The sequence below is a fragment of the Iamia sp. genome (assembly GCF_035575815.1).
In the GTDB taxonomy this organism is placed as follows: domain Bacteria; phylum Actinomycetota; class Acidimicrobiia; order Acidimicrobiales; family Iamiaceae; genus Iamia.
The window spans coordinates 1-20,820 of the sequence record NZ_DATLXO010000039.1 but is presented as its reverse complement, the minus strand read 5'-3'; the positions used below and the strand labels follow the sequence as shown (position 1 = coordinate 20,820).

Annotated in this window: 24 protein-coding genes; 15 read left to right on the top strand and 9 right to left on the bottom strand. The window is 72.5% G+C overall.

Features of this window, described 5'->3' with window-relative positions:
- Positions 1-208 precede the first annotated feature (208 nt).
- Positions 209-1,330, top strand: coding sequence for a lysylphosphatidylglycerol synthase transmembrane domain-containing protein (locus VNL12_RS03650; protein WP_325591580.1), 1,122 nt, complete (start codon positions 209-211; stop codon positions 1,328-1,330).
- Between the two features lie 45 nt (positions 1,331-1,375).
- Here VNL12_RS03650 and VNL12_RS03645 read toward each other — a convergent pair whose 3' ends face one another.
- The 3 genes from VNL12_RS03645 to guaA all read right to left on the bottom strand — a co-directional run bounded on the left by VNL12_RS03645 (position 1,376) and on the right by guaA (position 4,293).
- The gene (locus tag VNL12_RS03645) at positions 1,376-1,777 is read right to left on the bottom strand and encodes a DUF393 domain-containing protein (RefSeq protein ID WP_325591578.1); all 402 of its coding nucleotides are present in this window, start codon (positions 1,775-1,777) and stop codon (positions 1,376-1,378) included.
- Between the two features lie 102 nt (positions 1,778-1,879).
- Positions 1,880-2,260 (bottom strand): hypothetical protein, encoded by a 381-nt coding sequence (locus VNL12_RS03640; protein ID WP_325591577.1) that lies wholly within the window; start codon positions 2,258-2,260, stop codon positions 1,880-1,882.
- A gap of 455 nt (positions 2,261-2,715) precedes the next feature.
- The gene (gene guaA, locus VNL12_RS03635; RefSeq protein ID WP_349257792.1) at positions 2,716-4,293 is read right to left on the bottom strand and encodes a glutamine-hydrolyzing GMP synthase; all 1,578 of its coding nucleotides are present in this window, start codon (positions 4,291-4,293) and stop codon (positions 2,716-2,718) included.
- A gap of 89 nt (positions 4,294-4,382) precedes the next feature.
- On the opposite strand from guaA, the gene VNL12_RS03630 reads away from it, so the two are divergent.
- From VNL12_RS03630 to VNL12_RS03615, 4 genes are all read left to right on the top strand, one after another.
- Positions 4,383-4,613: a DUF4160 domain-containing protein gene (locus VNL12_RS03630; RefSeq protein ID WP_349257788.1), complete on the top strand. Its 231-nt coding sequence runs from the start codon at positions 4,383-4,385 to the stop codon at positions 4,611-4,613.
- 9 nt (positions 4,614-4,622) lie between these two features.
- Entirely contained in the window at positions 4,623-4,919 is a 297-nt protein-coding gene (locus VNL12_RS03625; RefSeq protein WP_325591572.1) for a DUF2442 domain-containing protein, read from the top strand.
- A gap of 156 nt (positions 4,920-5,075) precedes the next feature.
- Positions 5,076-6,149 carry a hypothetical protein gene (locus VNL12_RS03620; protein ID WP_325591570.1) on the top strand — a complete coding sequence of 358 codons (1,074 nt, stop codon included), beginning with the start codon at positions 5,076-5,078 and terminating at the stop codon, positions 6,147-6,149.
- Entirely contained in the window at positions 6,146-6,898 is a 753-nt protein-coding gene (locus tag VNL12_RS03615; protein WP_325591568.1) for a hypothetical protein, read from the top strand. Before VNL12_RS03620 ends, VNL12_RS03615 begins: the two co-directional genes overlap by 4 nt.
- A 13-nt stretch (positions 6,899-6,911) precedes the next feature.
- On the opposite strand, the gene VNL12_RS03610 is transcribed toward VNL12_RS03615, so the two are convergent.
- From VNL12_RS03610 to VNL12_RS03595, 4 genes are all read right to left on the bottom strand, one after another.
- Positions 6,912-8,021: a GuaB3 family IMP dehydrogenase-related protein gene (locus VNL12_RS03610; protein ID WP_325591566.1), complete on the bottom strand. Its 1,110-nt coding sequence runs from the start codon at positions 8,019-8,021 to the stop codon at positions 6,912-6,914.
- A gap of 36 nt (positions 8,022-8,057) precedes the next feature.
- Positions 8,058-8,450, bottom strand: coding sequence for a hypothetical protein (locus tag VNL12_RS03605; protein ID WP_325591564.1), 393 nt, complete (start codon positions 8,448-8,450; stop codon positions 8,058-8,060).
- 60 nt (positions 8,451-8,510) lie between these two features.
- Positions 8,511-9,020: a YqgE/AlgH family protein gene (locus VNL12_RS03600; protein WP_325591562.1), complete on the bottom strand. Its 510-nt coding sequence runs from the start codon at positions 9,018-9,020 to the stop codon at positions 8,511-8,513.
- Positions 9,021-9,124: 104 nt separating this feature from the next.
- A complete protein-coding gene (locus VNL12_RS03595) occupies positions 9,125-10,564 on the bottom strand; it encodes a pyridoxal-dependent decarboxylase (RefSeq protein WP_325591560.1) in 1,440 nt (479 codons plus the stop codon).
- Positions 10,565-10,654: 90 nt separating this feature from the next.
- Between VNL12_RS03595 and VNL12_RS03590 the strand changes: the two genes are divergently transcribed.
- The 3 genes from VNL12_RS03590 (at position 10,655) to VNL12_RS03580 (ending at position 13,621) form a co-directional block, all read left to right on the top strand.
- Positions 10,655-12,901, top strand: coding sequence for an IMP dehydrogenase (locus VNL12_RS03590; RefSeq protein WP_325591558.1), 2,247 nt, complete (start codon positions 10,655-10,657; stop codon positions 12,899-12,901).
- 136 nt (positions 12,902-13,037) lie between these two features.
- Complete coding sequence (locus tag VNL12_RS03585) at positions 13,038-13,442, top strand: hypothetical protein (protein ID WP_325591557.1); 405 nt, start codon at positions 13,038-13,040, stop codon at positions 13,440-13,442.
- A complete protein-coding gene (locus tag VNL12_RS03580) occupies positions 13,439-13,621 on the top strand; it encodes a hypothetical protein (RefSeq protein WP_325591555.1) in 183 nt (60 codons plus the stop codon). Before VNL12_RS03585 ends, VNL12_RS03580 begins: the two co-directional genes overlap by 4 nt.
- Positions 13,622-13,712: 91 nt before the next feature.
- On the opposite strand, the gene VNL12_RS03575 is transcribed toward VNL12_RS03580, so the two are convergent.
- Positions 13,713-14,660, bottom strand: a complete 948-nt coding sequence (locus tag VNL12_RS03575) for a cytochrome c oxidase assembly protein (RefSeq protein WP_325591553.1) — start codon at positions 14,658-14,660, stop codon at positions 13,713-13,715.
- 184 nt (positions 14,661-14,844) lie between these two features.
- On the opposite strand from VNL12_RS03575, the gene VNL12_RS03570 reads away from it, so the two are divergent.
- Genes VNL12_RS03570 through VNL12_RS03550 form a run of 5 tightly spaced genes read left to right on the top strand, consistent with a single transcriptional unit; the run spans position 14,845 to position 19,214 of the window.
- Positions 14,845-15,372 carry a heme-copper oxidase subunit III gene (locus tag VNL12_RS03570; RefSeq protein WP_349257791.1) on the top strand — a complete coding sequence of 176 codons (528 nt, stop codon included), beginning with the start codon at positions 14,845-14,847 and terminating at the stop codon, positions 15,370-15,372.
- Complete coding sequence (locus tag VNL12_RS03565; protein ID WP_325591549.1) at positions 15,369-16,334, top strand: c-type cytochrome; 966 nt, start codon at positions 15,369-15,371, stop codon at positions 16,332-16,334. Before VNL12_RS03570 ends, VNL12_RS03565 begins: the two co-directional genes overlap by 4 nt.
- Positions 16,331-17,305, top strand: a complete 975-nt coding sequence (locus VNL12_RS03560; RefSeq protein WP_325591547.1) for a ubiquinol-cytochrome c reductase iron-sulfur subunit — start codon at positions 16,331-16,333, stop codon at positions 17,303-17,305. The genes VNL12_RS03565 and VNL12_RS03560 overlap by 4 nt, the downstream gene beginning before the upstream one ends.
- Positions 17,305-18,753, top strand: a complete 1,449-nt coding sequence (locus tag VNL12_RS03555) for a ubiquinol-cytochrome c reductase cytochrome b subunit (protein ID WP_325591545.1) — start codon at positions 17,305-17,307, stop codon at positions 18,751-18,753. The genes VNL12_RS03560 and VNL12_RS03555 overlap by 1 nt, the downstream gene beginning before the upstream one ends.
- A complete protein-coding gene (locus VNL12_RS03550) occupies positions 18,753-19,214 on the top strand; it encodes an ankyrin repeat domain-containing protein (RefSeq protein ID WP_325591543.1) in 462 nt (153 codons plus the stop codon). The genes VNL12_RS03555 and VNL12_RS03550 overlap by 1 nt, the downstream gene beginning before the upstream one ends.
- Positions 19,215-19,237: 23 nt before the next feature.
- Here the strand turns inward: VNL12_RS03550 and VNL12_RS03545 are convergent, their stop codons facing one another.
- Positions 19,238-19,414, bottom strand: a complete 177-nt coding sequence (locus VNL12_RS03545; protein WP_325591541.1) for a hypothetical protein — start codon at positions 19,412-19,414, stop codon at positions 19,238-19,240.
- 477 nt (positions 19,415-19,891) lie between these two features.
- Between VNL12_RS03545 and VNL12_RS03540 the strand changes: the two genes are divergently transcribed.
- Together VNL12_RS03540 and VNL12_RS03535 are read left to right on the top strand one after the other, a co-directional pair.
- Positions 19,892-20,125 (top strand): hypothetical protein, encoded by a 234-nt coding sequence (locus VNL12_RS03540; protein WP_325591539.1) that lies wholly within the window; start codon positions 19,892-19,894, stop codon positions 20,123-20,125.
- Positions 20,122-20,553, top strand: a complete 432-nt coding sequence (locus VNL12_RS03535; protein ID WP_325591538.1) for a TA system VapC family ribonuclease toxin — start codon at positions 20,122-20,124, stop codon at positions 20,551-20,553. The genes VNL12_RS03540 and VNL12_RS03535 overlap by 4 nt, the downstream gene beginning before the upstream one ends.
- Positions 20,554-20,820 lie beyond the last annotated feature (267 nt).

Genomic DNA, 20,820 nt, shown 5'->3' with positions numbered 1-20,820 from the left:
GTCGCCGGACGACCGTCTTTCCTGGGACAATGAGCCCATCGCCGCCCATCCCCCCCCGAAGGATCCCTCGCCTGCACCACGTCGAGTGGCGGGACAAGGGTCCGGCGCCCCGTCTGAGGGCGCGCTCGCCTCCTCGCCCCCGGCGACCGGGAACGCTGGGTCCAACGGTGAGACCGACGGCGAGGGCGACGGTCTGCTCGGCACGTCGGTGACGACCGAGAGGCTCAAGGTCACCGGGGCCAAGACCCTGAAGCGGACCCCGCTCATCATCGCCTTCTTCCTGGTCTTCAACTACCTGGTGGTGCCCCAGCTGGGCGGGGCCCGCCAGGCGGCCGACAAGCTGAGCGCGGTCAACCCCATCCTCCTGCTGGTCGGCCTCGGCCTGGAGCTGACCGCCCTCGTCGCCTACGCCCAGCTCACCCGGGTGACCCTCCCGCCGACACCCCGCCTCTCCATGTCGACGGTGCTGCGCATCCAGCTCTCGACCAAGGCGGTCACCAACCTGGTGCCGGGAGGCTCGGCCGCAGGGGGCACCCTTGGCTACCGGCTGCTCACCCAGTCGGGCGTGAACGGCGCCGCCGCCGGCTTCAGCATGGCCACCGTGGGCCTGGGCTCCGCGGTGGTGCTGAACCTCCTGCTGTGGATCGCGCTGCTGGTCTCGATCCCCCTCGACGGGTTCAACCCCGTCTACGGCACCGCCGCCATCGCGGGGATGGTGCTGCTCGCCGTCTTCGCCGGGCTGGTCGTGCTGCTCATGAAGGGTCGCGACCCGGCCATCCGGGTGGTGCGGGCCGTCGCCGACAAGGTGCCGTTCCTCGATCCCGACACCGCCGAGCGCTTCATGCTCACCCTCGTCGCCCGCCTGCAGGACCTCATCGAGGACCCCACGCTCATCAGGCGGGGCATCCTCTGGGCCTCGGTCAACTGGCTGCTCGACGCAGCTGCGCTCTGGGTGTTCATCCGGGCCTTCGGCCCCACCCTGAACCCGGTCGATGTGATCGTGGCGTTCTGCGTGGCCAACATCCTCGCCGTCATCCCGATCACACCCGGCGGGCTCGGCTTCGTCGAGGCGACGCTCATCGCCACGCTCGTCGGCTTCAGCCTCGACAGCAGCACCGCCGCCATCGCGGTGGTCACCTACCGCCTGGCCCAGTTCTGGATGCCCATCCCCCTCGGGGCGATCAGCTACGCGACGCTGCGCGTGGGGCCCAGGTCGATCCACAAGATGCGGAGCCGACATCCGATCCGCGACCTCACCGGCGACACCATCGACGTGGCCGGAGTCCGGGTGTGGGACGTCGAGGACGAGAGGTCGACCCCGACGGGGTAGGGCAGGCCCCGACCGTCGATCGGGGCCATGGGGGTCGAGCGGCGTTCAGGGATCGAGGCGACAGGCGTCGGTGGAGCCGGGCAGGCGGTGGCGGTTGCGGGCGACGAGCCGGTAGGCCAGCGCCGCAGCCCACGAGGCCGGGGGCAGGCGCAACAGGCGTCCGGCCAGTGACCATGCCCCACCCATGGCCTCCAGGGCCCGGCTCACGGCCCGGTGCCCGCCGTGGTTGTGGCCCTCGGCATCGACCCACCACACCTCGGTGCGGGTCTGGCGCTCGGTGAGTCCGAAGCGGTCGAGGTCGAGCGCCTGCCAGGGCTGGACGGCGACCTCGGACGCCTTGCGGCGGCGGCCGAACCAGCTCGCGGTCGCCGTGCAGAACCCGCAGTCGCCATCGTAGATCAGCCGCCCGATGGTGGGGGTGGCGGGTTCGGTCGCCGTGGGGGCCATCGCCCCCACGGTACCCAGCCCCGGCGCCCGCCCCTCGGCCGGCCCTTCAGGATCGTTCGTCAGGTGAGGCGGACGGTCTCGCCGGGTTGACCGATCTCGCGCTCAGGAGGCGGGGCAGCGGGCCCGGAGGCGACCGTCGACCGGGCCCTCGTCGCCGGCTCGAGCCTGCTCGGGGCCGAAGGTGGCGCGCACGTCAAGGGCATCGCCGCGACGGTCGATCAGCGGCTCGGTGGCATCGGGGTCGGTGAGGTCGAGCCCGGCGCCGTCGACCCCGGCGGTGGTCCGCTTGGCCTCGGGAGGATCGTCGGGGGCAGAGCCATCCGCGCACGCGGTGACCGCGAAGGTTAGCTCCTCGATGCCGATGATCGCCGAGCCCTCCCCCGGCTCCACGTCGTCCAGCGCGTCGAAGCGGTCGGTGGCCGGCGCGCTGACGGGTGCGCCGTCGTCGTCTCCGTCACCCCCGCCCGCGCACGCGGCGCCCACGAGGAAGGCCCCGTGAGGGCCAGCGCCGGGATCCTGCGGCGCAGCCTCAACACCGGCCCCCGTCGCTCGCACCGACACGACCCACGACCAGCGGCGCCTGCACGCGAACGAGGTGGATGCCTGACGCGGACGTGAACCAGTCGCTCCGCAGCGAGCAGTGAAAGTCGAGGAAGGGCCGTGGGGCATCCACCGCAGCGGAGCGCAGCAGCGAAGCGAGCGCCAGCGAGCGCAGCCAGAGCGAGCACCGAACGGTGGGTGCCCCACGGCCCACCCCGGCGACCACCAATCGCCAACGCCGACTCGGCCCGAGGAGCGAGGCGCGTTCGGAGCCCTCGATCACTCCCACTCGATCGTGCCGGGGGGCTTGGAGCCAGGGCCCGAGCGGCCGAGAGCGGGACACGCAGTGTCGTCGACGGGACCTCCGCACCGCCCCCCGCTCACCGCGACCCCGGCGATCACTCCCACTCGATCGTGCCGGGGGGCTTGGAGGTCACGTCGTAGGCGACGCGGTTGACGCCGACGACCTCGTTGATGATGCGACTCGACATGCGCTCGAGAAGCTCGTGGGGCAGGCGGGCCCAGTCCGCGGTCATGGCGTCCTCGCTGGTGACGGCGCGGATGATGATCGGGTACCCGTAGGTGCGCTCGTCGCCCTGGACCCCGACGCTGCGGATGTCGGGCAGCACGGCGAAGGCCTGCCAGATCTCGCGCTCGAGCCCGGCGGCCCGGATCTCCTCGCGGACGATGGTGTCGGCCCGCTGGAGCAGGGCGACCTTGTCGCGACTGACCTCACCGATGATGCGGACCCCCAGGCCGGGTCCCGGGAAGGGCTGGCGCCACACGATCTCGTCGGGAAGGCCGAGCTCGGTGCCGAGGGTCCGGACCTCGTCCTTGAACAGGCTGCGCAGCGGCTCCACCAGCTCGAACCGCATGTCCTCGGGCAGACCGCCCACGTTGTGGTGGCTCTTGATGGTCGAGGCACCGTCGCCCCCGCCGGACTCGATGACGTCGGGGTAGAGGGTGCCCTGCACCAGGTAGCCGGCGTCGGAGATGCCGCCGGCGGCCTCCTCGAAGACCCGGATGAACTCCTCGCCGATGGCCTTGCGCTTGTCCTCGGGATCGATGACACCCTCCAACCGGGCGAAGAAGCGGTCCTCGGCCCGGACGTGGATGAGCTCGATGCCCTGGTGCCGGCGGAACGTCTCGACCACCTGCTCGCCCTCGCCCTCGCGCATCAGGCCGTGGTCGACGAAGACACAGGTGAGCTGCGGGCCGATGGCCCTGTGGACGAGGGCGGCGGCGACGGCTGAGTCGACCCCGCCGGAGAGGGCGCAGATCACCCGGGCGTCGCCGACCTGGGCCCGCACCGCCTCGACGCCGCTCTCGATGACCGAGGTCATGGTCCAGTCGGGGGCGCAGCCGCACACCTCGTAGAGGAACCGCTCGAGCACCTGCTGGCCGTGGGGCGTGTGGACCACCTCGGGGTGGAACTGCACGGCGTGGATCCGGCGCTCCACGTTCTCCATGCCCGCCACCGGGGCATCGGCGCTGGTGGCGGTGACGGTGAAGCCCTCGGGGGCGACGCTGATGGAGTCGCGGTGGCTCATCCACACCTGCTGGTGCTCGGGCTGGCCGCCGCCGAAGACGACGGCGTCGGGGTGGGTGACGTCGAGCGGCGTGCGGCCGTACTCGCCGCGTCCGGTGGCGGCAACGGTGCCCCCCAGCTGGAGGGCAACGAGCTGGGCGCCGTAGCAGATGCCCAGGACGGGCACGCCGATGTCATAGACGCCCGGGTCGATCGAGGGGGCACCCTCGACGTGCACCGACGCCGGACCGCCGCTGAAGATCACCCCCGCAGGGTTGCGGGCCGCGATCTGCCCGGCCGTGAGCGACGCAGGGACGATCTCGCTGTAGACGTGCGCCTCGCGGACCCGGCGGGCGATCAGCTGGGCGTACTGGGCCCCGAAGTCGACCACCAGGACAGGCCGGTCCTCGGGGGCGGGGCGCCCGTCGGCGGCGGGTGCGAGGTCGATTGTGGGGGCCACGACGGAACCGTACTAGCCGCCCCAGACTGTCTGCTCCGCAGTGGAAGCGGCGCGATCTGAGCGAGTTCTACGGGATCGTGGTCTACATGTACTTCGTTGATCACAACCCGCCTCACTTCCACGCGATCTACGCCGAACATGAGGCGCTGGTGCGGATCGACGATGGTTCGATCATCCGGGGTGAGCTGCCCAAGACTGCGGCGCGGCTGGTCGAGCAGTGGCGGGTGCTGCACGCGGCTGAGCTGGAGGAGACCTGGGAGCTCGCGCGGGAGCCGGCTGCTCTCGGATCGATCGAGCCACTCCAGTAGGATGAGATTATGGCTGGCCTTGCTCGTGTCACCGATGTCAAGTACCTCGGCGAGCGCGTGCTGCGCATCGTGTTCTCCGACGGTTTGGTCAGAGAACTGGACTTTGCCGAGGTGTTGTCCGGCGTGTTGGCGGCGATCGACGACGACGCCATGTTCGCGGCGGTCGAGGTCGACGATGTTGCTGGGACCGTGTGTTGGCCGAGCGGCATCGATTTCGATCCCGATGTGCTCCACGGTGACAACACGGCCGCGACGGGTCATCAGCCGAATGTCGTGCGTGCCTATCGGCTCGAGCAAACCCGCTGACCGTACAGTGCGACCGGCACACTGCCGGCGAGGACGCAGTTGAGGGCGTCGGGAGCTGCCCGAGGATCGCCGTCGGCCACCGCCGGGAGACGACAACGCGGCGAGGGGTGGGAGGTGGTCGCTGGGTGGGGGGTGGTCGCTGGGTAGGTTCGCTCGATGCTCGTGCGCCGGTGCCTCTCCCTGGTCGCCGGACTCGCGCTCGTCGTGGTGGCGTTGGTCCGGCGCGAGGGGGGCGGGGACGGTGACGGCCCGAGCCAGTACGACCGAGGTGAGCGGGCGGCGGTGACGGCCCTCCAGCGGGCGTCACCCGAGGCGCTGGACCGCCTCGCGGAGGAGGGCAGCGGGTACGACCTGGCCTTCCGGCCCCGCTTCGAGGAGGCACCGACGCTGGTCTGCGCCTCGGAGCTCGCCGAGGCGTGCCGGAGGCTCGGGCGACTCGGGTTCGAGGTGCTCGATCAGGAGGGCTGGACGACCCTGGCCCGGCTCCGCGACAGCGAGGACGTCGACATCGACGCGTGGGTGGGGCCCGAGGCGCTGTTGACCCTCGGCGTGGCCGCCTCCGAAGGCGACCTCGAGCTCGGCTCCGCTCCGCTGGCCGATTCCCTCGTCGCCGCCGTGTCCCGCCCGGGCCCGGGTCCGTCCGCCACCTGCCGGTCCTCCGCGACCCCGCTCACCTGCCTGGTCGGCGCGGCCGAGCGCCTCACCGTGGCCGACCCCGGGACCTCGGCGGCGGGGGCGGCCGTGGTGATCGCCCTCGCTCGCGAGTCGGGCGGCTCCGGGCCCGACGACCTGGCCGCGGCGGCCGAGCTCCTCGCCGATGCCCAGGTGACCGCGGCTCCCGTCACCGAGCTGCTGGCGGTCGGCGCCCCGGCGGGCGAGGTCGCCCTGGGCACGGATGCGGCGGTGGGCGCCGCCTTCGGGTTCGGACGCACCGAGGACGGGGACGAGCCCGAGCCACCGTCGGTGGAGGTGCGCTGGTCGCGCACGTCGGACTCGGTTCCCCTCGCCGTGGCCGTCGACCCCGATGACCGGCGCTCCGACCGCATCGTCGCCCTGTTCCGGTCGAGGGCGGCGGGGTTCAGCTTCGAGCAGAACGGCTACCTGGCCCTCGACGACACGTTGTACGTCGACGACGACGGCCCCCTCGCCGATCGTCCGGGGGCACCGGCGCCCGTTGCGGCGGCGGACCTCGAGGCCGCCCACCAGGCCTGGCAGGAGCGCGACCGGTGAGCCGCGGCGCCTCCTCGACGGCGTCGGCCCGCGGCCTCGTCGGCTCCGGCGGCAGCTACCCCGATGCCCTGACCGGCCCGCTGGCGATGTTCGGCGGCCTGGCGACGGCTGCCCTGGTGCTGGGCACCGACGGGCCGGTCGGCCTGGCGCTGTTCCTCGGTGTCGCGGTCTGGGGAGCGGCGTCGATCCGAGCCCTGATGCGGGCGTCGGACGCGCGGACACGGGCGCGAGCCGTCGCCGACGCCGCCAGGGAGCGGCGTCGGCAGGCCATCGGGGACCGCCTCGACCGGTGGGAGCAGCTCGGGCGCACCGCCGATGACTCGGCGGCCCGCTTCGGTCGGGCGGCCGAGCGCTGTGCCCCGGGCCCCCTCAACGAACGGATCGACGAGATGCGGCCCGAGGTGACCCGGGCGCGCGACCGCGTGCACGCCCTCGTCGCCATCGGCATCGACCTGGAGGAGGCGCGCGCCGATCGGCGTCCGAGCGCCCCACCGCCGCGCCGCAAGGGCGGCCGGAAGCGCTCACCCGTCATCGAGCGGGACCCGCTGACCGCTCAGATCGACGAGGTCGAGCGGCGAGCCCAGGACATCGACACGTCCCTCGCCGCCGCGGTGGCGGTGGCCTTCGAGCTGGCCCTCGACTCGGTCCACCACGATGTCGACCGGGGCATGGACGACCTCGTCGCCGAGCTCGGGTCGCTGCGCGACGCCCTCGCCGAGCTGCGCGCCGAGCCCGATCCCACCCGCTGACCCGACAGGTCGCTCAGGCCGAGACCACCAGGTCGGCCTTCTGGAGCTCCTTCACGCTGGCGTAGCCGGTGAGGGCCATGGTGCGCCGCAGGGCCCCGACCAGGTTGGTGCCCCCGGAGTCGTCACGGGCCGGGCCGCAGAGCACCTCGGCCAGGGTCCCGACCGGCGGCACCCGCAGGCGCGCACCCCGGGGAAGATCCGCGTGCACCGCCGCCAGCCCCCAGTGCCAGCCCCGGCCCGGCGCCTCGGTGGCCGCCGCGAACGGCGCTCCCACCATCACCGCGTCGGCGCCGCAGGCGATGGCCTTGGCGATGTCGCCCCCGGTGCGGACCCCGCCGTCGGAGATGAGGTGGACGTCGACGCCGGTCTCGTCGAGGTGGCGCATGCGCGCGGCGCGGGCATCGGCGATGGCGGTGGCCTGGGGGACGCCCATGCCGAGGATCCGGCGCGTCGACGACGACGAACCGGCCCCGACACCGACGAGGATCCCCGCCGCGCCGGTGCGCATCAGGTGGAGCGCGGCGCGGTAGCTGGAGCACCCGCCGACGACCACCGGGATGTCGAGGCGGCGCACGAAGGTCTTGAGGTTCAGCGGCTCGGGGTGGCCCTTGGTGACGTGCTCGGCCGAGACGACGGTGCCACCGATGACGAGCAGGTCGAGCTCGGCCGCGACGAGGGCGTCGGCCAGGGCCTCGACCCGGTGGGGGGTGACCGCACCGCACGACACCTGGCCGCCGGCGCGGATCTCCTTGACGCGGTCGCGGATCAGCTCGGGCCTGACCGGCTCGGCGTAGGCCTGGCGCAGCCGGGCCCACGCCTCGTCGTCGGGGAGGACCGCGACGTCCGAGAGGATCGCCTCGGGGTCGTCGTGGCGGGTCCAGAGGCCCTCGAGGTTCAGCGTGCCGACGCTGCCCATCTCGCCGAGGGCGACGGCCGTGGCCGGGCTGACGACGCTGTCCATGCCCGAGGCCATGATCGGCACCTCGAAGCGAAAGGCGTCGAGCTCCCAGCTCGTGTCCACGTCATCGAGGTCACGGGTGCGGCGGTTGGGGACGATGGTGATGTCGTCCAGCCCGTAGGCGCGGCGTGCGTCCTTGCCCATCCCGATCTCGATGTTGCTCATCGCCGCAACCCTCCCACGCGGCGGCGGTGGGGCCGGTCAGCGTGGGCGCAGAGACTTGAGGATCTGACGCGCGACCTGCGCGTTCATCTCGTACACGGCCTGCTCGGCGACGTCGCGGGCGCGCTTGACCACGCTGCCGCCGGTGACCTCCTCGACCGAGTCGAGGCCGTCGATGATGGCGTCCTTGGTCGCGTCGGTGGCCTTGTAGCCCATGCCGGTGAGTGCCTTGACCACCTCGTGCTGGGCGATGGGCTCGGGCGCCGAGGCGGCGATGATGCGCAGCGCCTCCTTGGTGAGCTCGGCTCCCTGCTGAACGGCGTCGGCGGGGCTCATGGGGCCCGCCTTCTGGCCCTCGAGCGACGCCAGCCAGCGCCGCACCTTGATCACGAGCTCGCCGTGGGTCTCGCCCTCGAACGACAGGGTCGCCATGCCCGCAGGGTAGACCTGCCGCGCCGGCTCCGGGACGTCTCGTGGAAAGAAGGGGTCGGCTCAGCCGGTGCGGATGTCCTCGGGGAGGTTCGCGTGCCAGGCGGTGACGCCGGGCTGGCGACGCAGCACCCGCGCCCACAGCCCGTCGGGGTCGCGGGTCAAGGCGTCGTCGGGGTCGGCGTCGACGACCCACCAGGCCCGCTCACCGACCTCGTCCTCCACCTGGCCCGGCCCCCAGCCGCACTGGCCGGCGTAGAGACGGATCTCGTCGGGGGCGTCAGCGACCTCGTCGGGGTCGAGGTGGAGGTCGACCGCACCGCCCAGGGCCAGGCCGACCACGGTGCCGGAGTCGACCGGTCCGCCCACGAACACGACGCCCGGCGCCGCGACCCGGTGGCCCCACCCCACCAGCAGGTCGGCCGCAGGGTGGTCGGTCGGCCGGTTGAGGATCACCCCGAAGGCGCCCTCGTCGGAGTGCGCGAGCAGGAGCACGACGGTGCGTCGGAAGGTGTCATCACCGATGAGGGGTGTGGCCACGAGCAGACGCCCGGCCAGGGAGGCTTCGCCCATCCGCCCAGGATGCCGCATCGGGCGGGCGGCGCACGTCTCGGCGGTCGGGCCGGGCGGTCAGAGGAAGGCCAGGGCGTCGAGCTCGTCGAGCGGGATGGAAGGGGTCAGGGCGGCGGGGCGAGGCGGTCGATGAGGTCCCACAGCTCATCGGTGTGGGCGGCGGTCGTGGCGGTCTGGCCGACCGAGATCCGCAGCAGGTACCGGCCGTCGATCCGGGTGTGGGAGACGAACACCCGGCCGGTGGCGTTGAGCGCACCCAGGAGCGCCTCGGTGGCCTCGTCCCCACCGCGGTGGGCGACGCAGAGGAGGTTCAGCGGCGTCGGCACCGGCAACACGAAGCGGTCGTCGGCGGCGAGTCGGCGGGCCAGGTCCCGGGCCAGGTCGATGTGGCCATCGACCGCGGCCGCCAGGCCGTCGGAGCCGAAGCGGCGGATCACCGCCCAGAGCTTGAGGGCTCGGAACCGGCGGCCGAGGGGTACCTGCCAGTGGCGGTAGTCGACGACCCGACCCGACCCGCTCGCCGGGTTCCGCAGGTACTCGGGGGTGATCGACAGGGCGTCGACCAGCGGCTGGCGGTCGGCGACCCAGAGCGCCGAGCAGTCCATGGCGGTGAAGAGCCACTTGTGCGGGTCCATCACGTAGCTGTCGGCCCCGTCGAGCCCGTCGTGGATCCACCGGTGCTCGGCCACGAGAGCGGCGGCTCCGGCGTGGGCCGCATCGACGTGGAACCAGGCCCCGTGGGCCCGGGCCGCGTCGCCCATCGGCGCCAGCGGGTCCATCCCGTGGGTCGAGGTGGTGCCGACGGTGGCGACGACCAGGAACGGCACCCGACCGTCGGTGACATCGGCCGCCATGGCGTCGACCAGCAGGTCGGGACGGACGGCGCGGGCGGCGTCGACCGGCACCGAGCGCAGCTGCTCGCTCAGCAGGCCCGCCACCCGCAGCCCCTTCTCCACCGACGAGTGGGCGTCGGCCGAGGTGTAGGCGACCAGGTCGTCGAGGCGGGCACCGGCCCGGCGGGCCCGGTCGCGCGCCGCAAGGGTGGCCACGAGCGTCGAGGACGAGGCCGAGTCCTGGATCACACCGCCGCCGGCGCCGTCCGAGCGGAACGCCGACGGCAGCCCGAGCATCTCGGCCAGCCAGTCGAGCACCAGGGTTTCCAGCTCGGTGCACGCGGGGCCGGTCTGCCAGAGCATGCCCTGGGTGCCGAGGGTGGTGATGAGCGCCTCGGCCAGCACCGCCGGCGCCGAGGAGTTCGACTGGAAGTAGGCGTACCAGCCCGGCGACTGCCAGTGGCTGGTGCCGGGCACGACCACCCGGTCGAGGTCGGCGAGGATCTCATCCCAGCCCTCGGGGACGGCGGGCGGGTGCTCGGGCAGCTGGGCCCTCACCCAGCCCGGCGCGACGGTCGAGAGCACGGGCTGGTCGGCCACCCCGGCGAGGTACCGCACGGCCCACGCCAGCACCTCGGGCCCGGCTTCGGCCAGCTCGGCAGCCGGGGCGGCCCAGGGGCCGGGGAGCGGGGCGGGCGGCGGAACATCCATGGGACCCAGCCTGGCACCGGTCCGCCCCGTCCCGCCCGGTCGGGCGCGCCGGCCTCGCGCTCGCACCGGCCCGGTCAGTAGGATCGACGGATGGGAGAGACCGAGCGCCCCGCCACCGACGAGGGGGGGCCGCGGAGCGGTCGTCCCACCCGCTTCCCCGACGTGCCGGCAGGCGCCGGTGGGCAGCCTCCGAAGTTCGCCAAGGAGGGGCTCACGTTCGACGACGTGCTGCTCGTCCCGGCCGCCTCCGCGGTGATCCCGTCGGAGGTCTCGACCCGCACCCGCCTCACCCCCCGCGTCGAGCTGGCCATGCCCATCGTGTCGGCCGCCATGGACACCGTCACCGAGGGCCACATGGCCATCGCCATGGCCCGCCACGGCGGCCTCGGGGTCATCCACCGAAACCTGTCGATCGAGGCCCAGGTGGCTGAGGTCGACAAGGTCAAGCGCTCGCAGTCGGGGATGATCGTCGACCCCGTCACCCTGCCGCCCCACGCACCGGTCACCGCGGCGCTCGACCTGATGGCCCACTACCGCATCTCGGGCGTGCCCATCACCGACCCCGACGGCCGCCTCGTCGGGCTCCTCACCAACCGCGACCTCCGCTTCGTCGACGACGTCGACCAACCCATCGCCGACGTGATGCGCCAACCGCCGCTGGTCACCGCGCCCCCCGGTACCACGCTCGAGGAGGCCAAGGCGCTGCTGTGGGAGCACCGCATCGAGAAGCTGCCGGTGGTCGACGACGACGGCTTCCTCCGCGGTCTCATCACGGTCAAGGACATCAAGAAGCGCACCCAGTACCCGGACTCCACCCACGACGAGCGGGGCCGGCTGCGCTGCGCGGCCGCCATCGGCGTGGGCGGCGACGCCCTCGAGCGGGCCGCCGCCCTCGTGCAGGCCGGCGTCGACGTGCTGGTCGTCGACACCGCCCACGGCCACTCCCAGGGCGTGGTCGACATGGTGAAGACCATCAAGGACCTCCACGGCGAGCAGGTCGACATCATCGCCGGCAACGTCGCCACCGCCGAGGCCACCGAGGCCCTGCTCGACGCAGGCGCCGACGCCGTCAAGGTCGGCATCGGCCCGGGGTGCTTCGCCGCCGGCACCCGCATACTCATGGCCGACGCCACCTACAAGGGGATCGAGGACGTCGCGGCGGGCGACCGGGTCATCAACATGCACGGCGAGCCGGTCACCGTCCTGCGGGCGTGGTCCACGGGCGTGCGAGACGTCATGGCCGTCCGTCACACCGCCTCGGCCCACGAGATGGTGATGACGCCGGACCACCAGTTCTTCGTCGGTGACCTCTCCACCACGAGCCCGGCCAGCGTCTCGGCACGCGGGTTCGTCGGGGTCCTGGAGAAGCCGACCCGGCTGTCGACCAGCAAGCTGGTGTGGAAGCCGATCGGCGACGCCGAGCGGGCGACGCTCCTCGCCCCCCGCTCGATCGCCTTCGACCTTCCCGACCACCTCGACATCGACCTCGGCGACTTCGCGGTCCGCGCCGCTCGGCTGAACGGATCGTTCCCCGAGGCCGCCCTCGAGCCCGGTTCCGCCGGCGGGCTCACCGGCACCGACGACTCCCGCTGCCAGCCGAGCTACCGCATTCGCTTGAACCTTCGCCACCGGCGGCGCCACCTAGCAGATCACCAGGTCGTGAAGCAGCTCGAGCGGCGCGACCTGGGGATCTCGGTGCCGGTGTACGACATCGAGGTCGACTGCCCGACGCACAGCTTCATCGCCGAGAACGTGATCGTCCACAACTCGATATGCACGACACGGGTGGTCGCGGGGGTGGGCGTGCCGCAGGTGACGGCGATCTACGACTGCGCCGTCGCCGCCGCCCGCCGAGGCGCCACGGTGATCGCCGACGGTGGGCTCCAGTTCTCCGGTGACGTGGCCAAGGCCATCGCCGCCGGCGCGGATGTCGTGATGATCGGCAGCTTGCTCGCCGGGGTCGACGAGTCGCCCGGCGAGGTCGTCTTCCACCAGGGCGAGCGGTTCAAGGAGTACCGGGGCATGGGGTCGATGGGCGCCATGAAGGCCCGTTCGTACTCCAAGGACCGCTACTTCCAGGGCGACGTCACCGAGGCCGAGAAGCTGGTGCCCGAGGGCATCGAGGGGCGGGTCGCCTACAAGGGCCCGGTGGCCAACGTCGTCTACCAGCTCATCGGCGGTCTCCGGGCGGCCATGGGCTACTGCGGCACCCCGACCGTGCCCGAGCTCAAGGAGCGGGCCCGCTTCGTGCGCATCACCGGCGCCGGGCTCCGCGAGAGCCACCCCCACGACGTGCAGATCACCGCCCAGTCCCCCAACTACGGCACCTGGGGCTGACGCCTCGAACCGGTCGCGATCCCTGTCCCGAGAGCGACGGGATCCGCGACCGGAACGACGGCCGGCTGTGCAGCCGTCGAGGATGGCGGTCGATCCGGTCCGGGCCGCGCCTGGCCCGGTCGGTACGCTCACGCTCGTGCCCGTCGACGCCCGCTGTGCGCTGGAGCGGTTGCGACGTGCCATCGACTCGGGCGAGCTCGACGTTGCCCTGGACGGTCTCGGCATCGACGTGATGGGCGCGTTCGGCAGCGCGACCCGGCCTGACGGGGAGCCCGCCGACCTCGACATCGGAGCGCGGTTCGCCGGTCGTCCGGACCTGCTCGGGCTCATCGACCTGCTGGTCGCCACCACCGGCTTCGACAAGATCGACGTCGCCGTGATCGAGGGCGAGCACCCGGTCCTCGATGCCGAGGCGCTCTGTGGGGTGCCCCTGTACGAGCGCACCCGAGGCGGGTTCGCCGAAGCGCAGATGGCAGCGCTCGGGCACCGGCGCGACACCGCCCGCTTCCGCGCCCTCGACCGGGAGCGGATGGCGCGGTGACGCCCGACCGCTTCGACGGCGACGCGGTTCTACGACGCCTGCGCCTCATCGAAGACGTGCGGGTCGACCTTGTGGCCGCGGCGATCGAGTCGGTGCTGAACCAGTTCCCGGCCTACGTCACCGCCGTCGCTCGCGTCCTGCGGGCCGAGGACCAAGGGGGCGTTCCTCGACCAGGCTGACCCCGGACCGAGCGGGCTTCCCACGCAAGCTTTGTGCGGAAGTGCGCCACGGACGACCACTTCCGCACAAAGCTCGCGAAGGCCAGGCTGATCAGGTCTTCGGCACCGGTGTCACCGCGACCCTGCCCCTCCGAGCGGCATCCTCGGCCTCAGAGGTCCGGTCGATGCGAGACCGTCGGAGCGCGGCGTCGAGGCGGATGTCCTCTCGGGCCTGGCGGCGGCTCTCGGCGGTCATCCACCCGGCGGCCACGATGAGCACGAGGACCACGCCCCACAGCTCGCCCAGGCCCCACAGCACGCTCGCCGCAGTGCGCTGGTCCGAGGCCAGCGACGGGCCCCAGCTGCGTTCGACGGCGCCGTAGACCTCGGCACCGAGGGGCCGATCGGCACCGGCCTGCAGCGCGAGGCCGAGGATGGCGTGGAGGGGCACGGTCATCACCACCGCCAGCAGTCGCACCGCGTGGGGCGAGTGCCGGCGGGCGACGTCGACGCCGAGCACCGACCAGCAGAACAAGAAGCCCGAGGCGACGAAGTGCAGGTGCACGGCGGTGTGCACCAAGTCGTTGCGCAGCGACAGCTCGAACAGCGGCGTGAAGTAGAGGGCGAAGAGGCTGAGGCTGAAGAGCGACCAAGCCACGAGGGGGTGGGTCGCCACCCGTGCGACGGGGTGGTTGAGGAGGCGCAGCAGGGCGACGTGGCCGGGGCGGAACAGGCCCTGGAGGGCCAGGGTGACCGGAGCACCGAGGGCGAGCAGGAGCGGGGCCACCATGCCGAGGCCGAGGTGCTGCACCATGTGCAGGCTGAGCAGCACGCCGTCGTAGCGGGCCAGGCCCAGCTGGGTGGCGCCGAGCAGGACGGCGACCCCCCCGCCGAAGGCGACGCCGCGGCCCACCGGCCAGGGCCGGTCGGGGTGACGGCGGCGCCGCGCCCGGACGAGGAGCCCGTAGCCACCCCCGAGCAGCAGCCCGAGCAGCAGGAAGGCGGGGTCGACCGCCGGCTCCAGCAGGGTGCCGGCCGAGGGGGCAGCGATGGCGTCCACGGTGCTCCCGACGGTACCCGCGAGGGACACCGTTCCGGCCCGACATCGGGCCGGGCGACGCGATAGGAAAGGTGCCGTGGCCGATGTCGACACCGCGGCTGATCCGGCGGCGGCCGGAGGTCACGGCCCTGACGGTCGGGGCTCCCCGACCGATGCACGGCGAACCGGAGCCGGACGCCCCTCGATCCTGGGGGTGGGCGTCGTGGTGTGGCTGTCGTCGGAGCTGATGTTCTTCGCCGGGTTGTTCGGCGCCTACTTCACGCTCCGTTCCTCCACTGCCGTCTGGCCGCCCACCGACGTGCACCTGGCCGTGGGCCGCACCGCCCTGGCCACCGCGGTCCTGGTCGCCTCCAGCGCCACCATGCACCTGGGCGTGCGGGCCGCCGAGCACGGTGACCGAAAGGGACTGGTGCGGTGGCTGGCGGTCACCGCCGTGCTCGGCACCGTCTTCCTCGCCAACCAGGTGCTCGAGTACGCCGAGCTCGAGTTCTCGATCTCGAGCCACGCCTACGGGTCGTCGTTCTACCTGATGACCGGCTTCCACGGCCTCCACGTGGCCGGCGGCATCCTCTTCATGGTCGCCACCATCGGCCTCGTCGCCGGCCGCAGTGAGGCCCCGCCCGGGCCCCCGGTGACGGTGTGCGGCTACTACTGGCACTTCGTCGACGTCGTGTGGGTCGCCATGTTCGCCACGATCTACCTGATCCAATGACCGAGCCCTCCGTCCGGACGGCCACCGCCTCGCCCCGGCGCGCCCGCCGCCTGCTACCCGTGCTGGCCTGCCTGGCCGCCACTGCGGTGGTGCTCGGGATCAGCGGCGGGTCCAGCGCCGCGGAGGAGGTCACCCCCGGACGCCAGAGCACCGCGGAACGGACGCCCGACGAGCTCGTCACCGCCGGCCGCGCCCTCTTCGCGACCGGGTGCGTGAGCTGCCACGGCGTCGACGGCCGAGGCCAGGATACCCCCGACGGCTCCCTGCGGGGCCCGACACTGGAGGAGGCGGGTGAAGCCGGCGCGTACTACCAGCTGACGACGGGGCGCATGCCGCTCGCGAACCCCGGTGACACCCCGCAGCGCAAGGAGCCGGCCTACGCCCCGGACGAGATCGATGCCCTCGTGGCCTACGTCTCGACCCTGGGCGACGGGCCCGAGCTCCCCGACGTCGACATCGCCGCCGGTGACCTGGCCGAGGGCGGCGAGCTCTACCGGAACAACTGCCAGGCCTGCCACTCGGCCACCGGGGCTGGAGGCGCCCTCAGCTACGGGCGGGCTGCACCGCCCCTGGCGGCGGCCACGCCGACCCAGGTCGGCGCGGCGATGCGCTCGGGCCCCGAACCCATGCCCCGCTTCGGTCCTGACCTCCTCGACCAGGAGGAGCTGAACAGCGTGGCTCGCTACGTGCAGTACCTCGGGGATCCCGACGACCGCGGCGGCCTCTCGCTTGGTCGCCTGGGCCCCATACCCGAGGGCTTCATGATCTGGGTGGGCGGCCTGGGGCTGCTCCTCGTCGCCGCCTACTGGATGGGCGAACGCCGTGACACGGCGGAGACGGTCGACCCGGTCCCCCCCGGTGAAAGCGACGCGGAAGGTGACCCCGGCACCGAGGGCGTCGACGCCGGCGGCAACGCTTCGCTCGCCCGGGCGGAGTCCCGAGGTCGAGAGGAGGAACCATGACCACGCCCAACTCGCAGAGCGATGCGGCCCCGGCCGAGGGTCGCGGCTGCCTCGGCTGCGAGGGCGGAGGGGGCTCGACCTCGCCGCCCCTCGACCCGGTGGCGGACCGCCGGGCTGAGCGGGCCGTGGCCTCGGGGTTCCTCGTGAGCACGGTCGGGGCCCTCGGCCTCGGCGTCGTCTACTGGCGGGGGGGCCAGCCCCAGCTCGAAGGCCTGTTCCTCGCCCTCGCCCTCGGCGGACTCGGCCTCGGGTTCATCCTCTGGTCGCGGCGCTTCATGCCCCACGAGCCGGTCGTCGAGGCCCGACACCCGATCGCGTCGACCGACGAGGAGGTCGAGGCCTTCCGCGAGGAGTTCGACCAGGGCGAGATGATCCTCACCCGGCGCAAGCTCCTGGTCCGCTCGGCCGGCGCCGCCGTGATCGCCCTCGGTGGCGCCCTGCTCTTCCCCATCCGCTCGCTGGGCCCCCGACCCGGGCGGGGGCTGAAGGAGACACCCTTCGAGAAGGGCGTCTACCTCGTCGACGCGGAGAACGAGCGGATCCGCGCCGACGACGTCAACGTCGACGGCGTGCTCACTGTGTTCCCCGAGGTGACCCCTGAGCCCGACTCGGAGGAGCCTCCCCGCCCGGCCCTGCAGGCCGACAGCCCCACCCTGCTCATCCGGCCTAGCGGGACGGTCCGGCCCCGCGACGGGCGCGACGGCTGGACCGTCGATGGGCTGGTGGCGTACTCGAAGCTCTGCACCCACGTCGGCTGCCCCGTGGGTCTCTACCAGGCCGACGAGCACCTCTTGCTCTGCCCGTGCCACCAGTCGACCTTCGACGTGCTCGACGGCGCCCGCCCCGTGTTCGGCCCCGCCACCCGTTCGCTGCCGCAGCTGCCCATCGCCGTCGACGACGAGGGCTTCGTGGTCGCCGAGGGGGACTTCTCGGGCCCCACCGGGTCGGGCTTCTGGGATCGGGACCGCTGATGGCCCGCGACCGCCTCATCACCCGCCGCCTCGCCCGCTGGGTCGACACCCGCACCGGCTCGGCCACGTTCGCCCGCACCGCTCTCGGAAAGGTCTTCCCCGACCACTGGTCGTTCCTGATCGGCGAGATCGTCCTCTACTCCTTCGTCGTCATCCTCGTCACCGGCGTGTACCTGACGTTCTTCTTCGACCCGAGCACGAACGAGGTCATCTACGACGGCAGCTACGCGCCACTGCAAGGCGTGCCCATGACCGAGGCCTACGCCTCGTCGCTCGACATCAGCTTCGACGTGCGGGCCGGGCTGGTCATGCGCCAGATCCACCACTGGGGTGCGCTGCTGTTCCTGGCGTCGATGGTGGTGCACCTCATGCGGATCTTCTTCACCGGTGCGTTCCGCCGCCCCCGCGAGCTCACCTGGATCATCGGCGTCACCCTGTTGATCCTCGCCATCTTCAACGGGTTCGCCGGCTACTCGCTGCTCGACGACCAGCTCTCGGGCACGGGTCTGCGCATTGCCTACTCGATCACGCTCTCCATCCCCCTGATCGGCACGTGGCTGGCGTCGTTCCTCTTCGGGGGCGAGTTCCCCGGTCCCGACATCATCAACCGGCTCTACATCATCCACATCCTGTTGCTGCCGGCGTTGATAATCGGTCTCATCGGGGCCCACCTCGGGCTGGTGGTGCGCAACAAGCACACGCAGTTCGGCGGGCGGGGTCGCACCGAGAAGAACGTGGTGGGCGAACCGGTGTGGCCCCGGTTCGCGTTCAAGTCGATCGGGCTCATGCTGCTCACCGCCGCGGTGCTCTCCGCGCTCGGCGGTCTGGCCCAGATCAACCCCATCTGGCTCTACGGGCCCTTCGAGCCCGCCGATGTGTCCTCGGCCTCCCAGCCCGACTGGTACATGGGCTGGCTCGACGGCGCGCTCCGCGTGTACCCGCCATGGGAGCTGCGCGCCTTCGGCTACGAGGTCCCGTCCGCGTTCTTCCCGGCGGTGCTGCTCGCCGGCATCACCTTCGGACTGCTCTACGCCTGGCCCTTCCTCGAGGCCAAGTTCACCTCCGACACCGTCGAGCACCACCTGCTCGACCGGCCCCGGAACCGCCCGGTGCGCACGTGCATGGGCGCCGCGACCCTCGCCTTCTACAGCGTGCTCACCCTGTCGGGCGCGACCGACGTGATCGCCACCACCTTCGGAACCTCGGTCAACGCCGTGCTCATCGCGGGTCGGATCGCATGCCTGGTGGTCCCGCCCGTGGTGGCCCTGGTCACCTACCGCCTGTGCCGCGAGCTGCAGCTCCGCGACGAGGACGCCGGCCTGGCGCCGCCCGAGAGGCCCCGCATCCGCTGGGAGCTGCTGCGGCTGTGGGAGTGGCCCGGTCGCCGCAAGGAGGCCAAGGCGGCCATGGCCCGCTCGCAGGCCGAGCCCACCACCGCGGTGGACTGATGGCGCCCGCCCCGCCCCCTGGCGCTGACGGGTCCGGCGACGACATCGACTCCGACGACGTTGACTCTGACGATGTGGAGGAGCTGGCCACCCGGCTCTTCACCATGGCGCGCCAGGGCGACGCCGATGTCCTCGACGCCTACGTCGCCGCCGGGGTGCCCGTCGACCTCCGCAACCAGTCCGGTGACTCGCTGGTGATGCTCGCCGCCTACCACGGCCACGCCGGCGTGGTGGAGGTGCTCCTGGCCCGGGGGGCGGATCCGGACCTCCCGAACGACAAGGGCCAGACACCCCTTGCGGGTGCGGTGTTCAAGGGAGAGGACGACGTGGTCGACGCCCTCCTCGCCGGCGGGGCGGACCCCCGGGCCGGGCAGCCGACGGCGGTCGCCACCGCCGCCATGTTCGGACGCACGGACCACCTCGAGCGCTTCGGCGAGACCCCCAGCCCCGACGACGCCTGAGCGCGCCGGGCGGGAGCGAGCCGCTACTCCTCGTCGGTGTCGTCGACCGGGGTGAGGCCCTCGGACTCGAGGCGGTCCTCGAGGTCGTCGGCCTCTTCGTGGACCTCCTCGACGGCCTCCTGGGCCGCCTCCTTGGCCTCACGGGTGCCCTCGATCATGTGCTCGGTGGTCTCGCGGTCGTTGTCACCGTTGGTCGCCATGCCCCCAGGCTACGACGACCGCCCGCCGATGCCATGGCCGAACGCCGGTGAGGCGCATCCCGGTGGACGAAGCCGCCAGATCGCGCCAGGTGACCGTGGCCGAGCTGTGGCTGGTCGACACCCCCGCCGAGGTGGTGCTGGTGCATCGCCGCTCCTCGCCCCAGATCACCACGTTCGACATCGTGGGTGAGATCGCTCGCCACGAGACCTCACCAACCCGCTGCTCGACGGCTTCACCCTGGAGCGGGACGACCTGTTCGCCTGAGCCGCACAGGCACCGACGCTCGTACCGACTCGCGACCCGCTCCTCCCGGCCCAGAACCCGGCCGACGAGGCGGAGGTGCTCGTCGACGCTGAGACCGTAGCGGTCGATCAGCACGGTCGGCGCGATCCCCGACCGCTCCTCGTCGCGCTCGCTCGGCGGTCGAGGGTGAGGGGCGTGGCTGCTCGCTGAGTTGATGCACTAGCATTTGATGTGTGCGCACCACGCTCAACCTGGACGATGACGTGCTCCTGACCGCCAGAGACCGGGCTCGTCGCGAGGGCCGCAGCATCGGCGACGTGATCTCGGAGCTCGCTCGCGAAGCACTGACCGGGCGCGCGCCCAATCCGCCCGGCGAGCAGTCCCACGGGTTCCGTCCGCTGCCGTCCCGTGGCCGCCCGGTGTCGAACGCGGTGATCGACGACCTACGGGAGGACGAGGCGGAGTGAGCCGAGCTCTGCTCGACATCAATGTCCTCCTGGCGTTGCTCGACAGCGATCATGTCGACCACGTGCTGGCGCGGGAGTGGCTCGATCGCGAGATCGAAACCGGCTGGGCGTCGTGTGCGATCACCCAGAACGGTGCCGTTCGCATCATGAGCCAGCCTCGGTATCCGAGCCCGGTGGCGCCCGCCGTGGTCGCCGAGCTGCTCGAGCACGCCTGCGCCACGCCCCACCACGAGTTCTGGCCGTGTGAGATCAGCCTGCTCAACCAACAGGTCGTCGACCGCCGCCGGTTGCACGGACCACGGCAGGTGACCGACGCGTACCTGCTGGCCCTGGCGGTGCACCGAGAGGGCCGGTTCGTGACCTTCGACCGCTCGGTGGTCATCTCGGCCGTCCCGGGCGCGGGGGTGGGATCCCTCACGGTCCTGTGATTGGTGGGCCCGCGAGCCGGGCCGCTTCAGGCTCGGTCCCAAGGTCGACTCGGGCACGCTGGTCCCGACACTTGACGCGGCGCCGTCCGCCGCTCAGAGGCGGCGGCGGCCCTGGCGGATCATCCCGGCGAGCGACCAGGCCAGCAGCACCGATGCGGGGATGAGCAGCCACCGGCCGAGCAGCAGGCCGTTGCCCACCAACACCATCGAGCCACCGATGGCGAAGGGCCAGATGCTCGCCTCGGGGAACCACACGCCGTCGTGGGG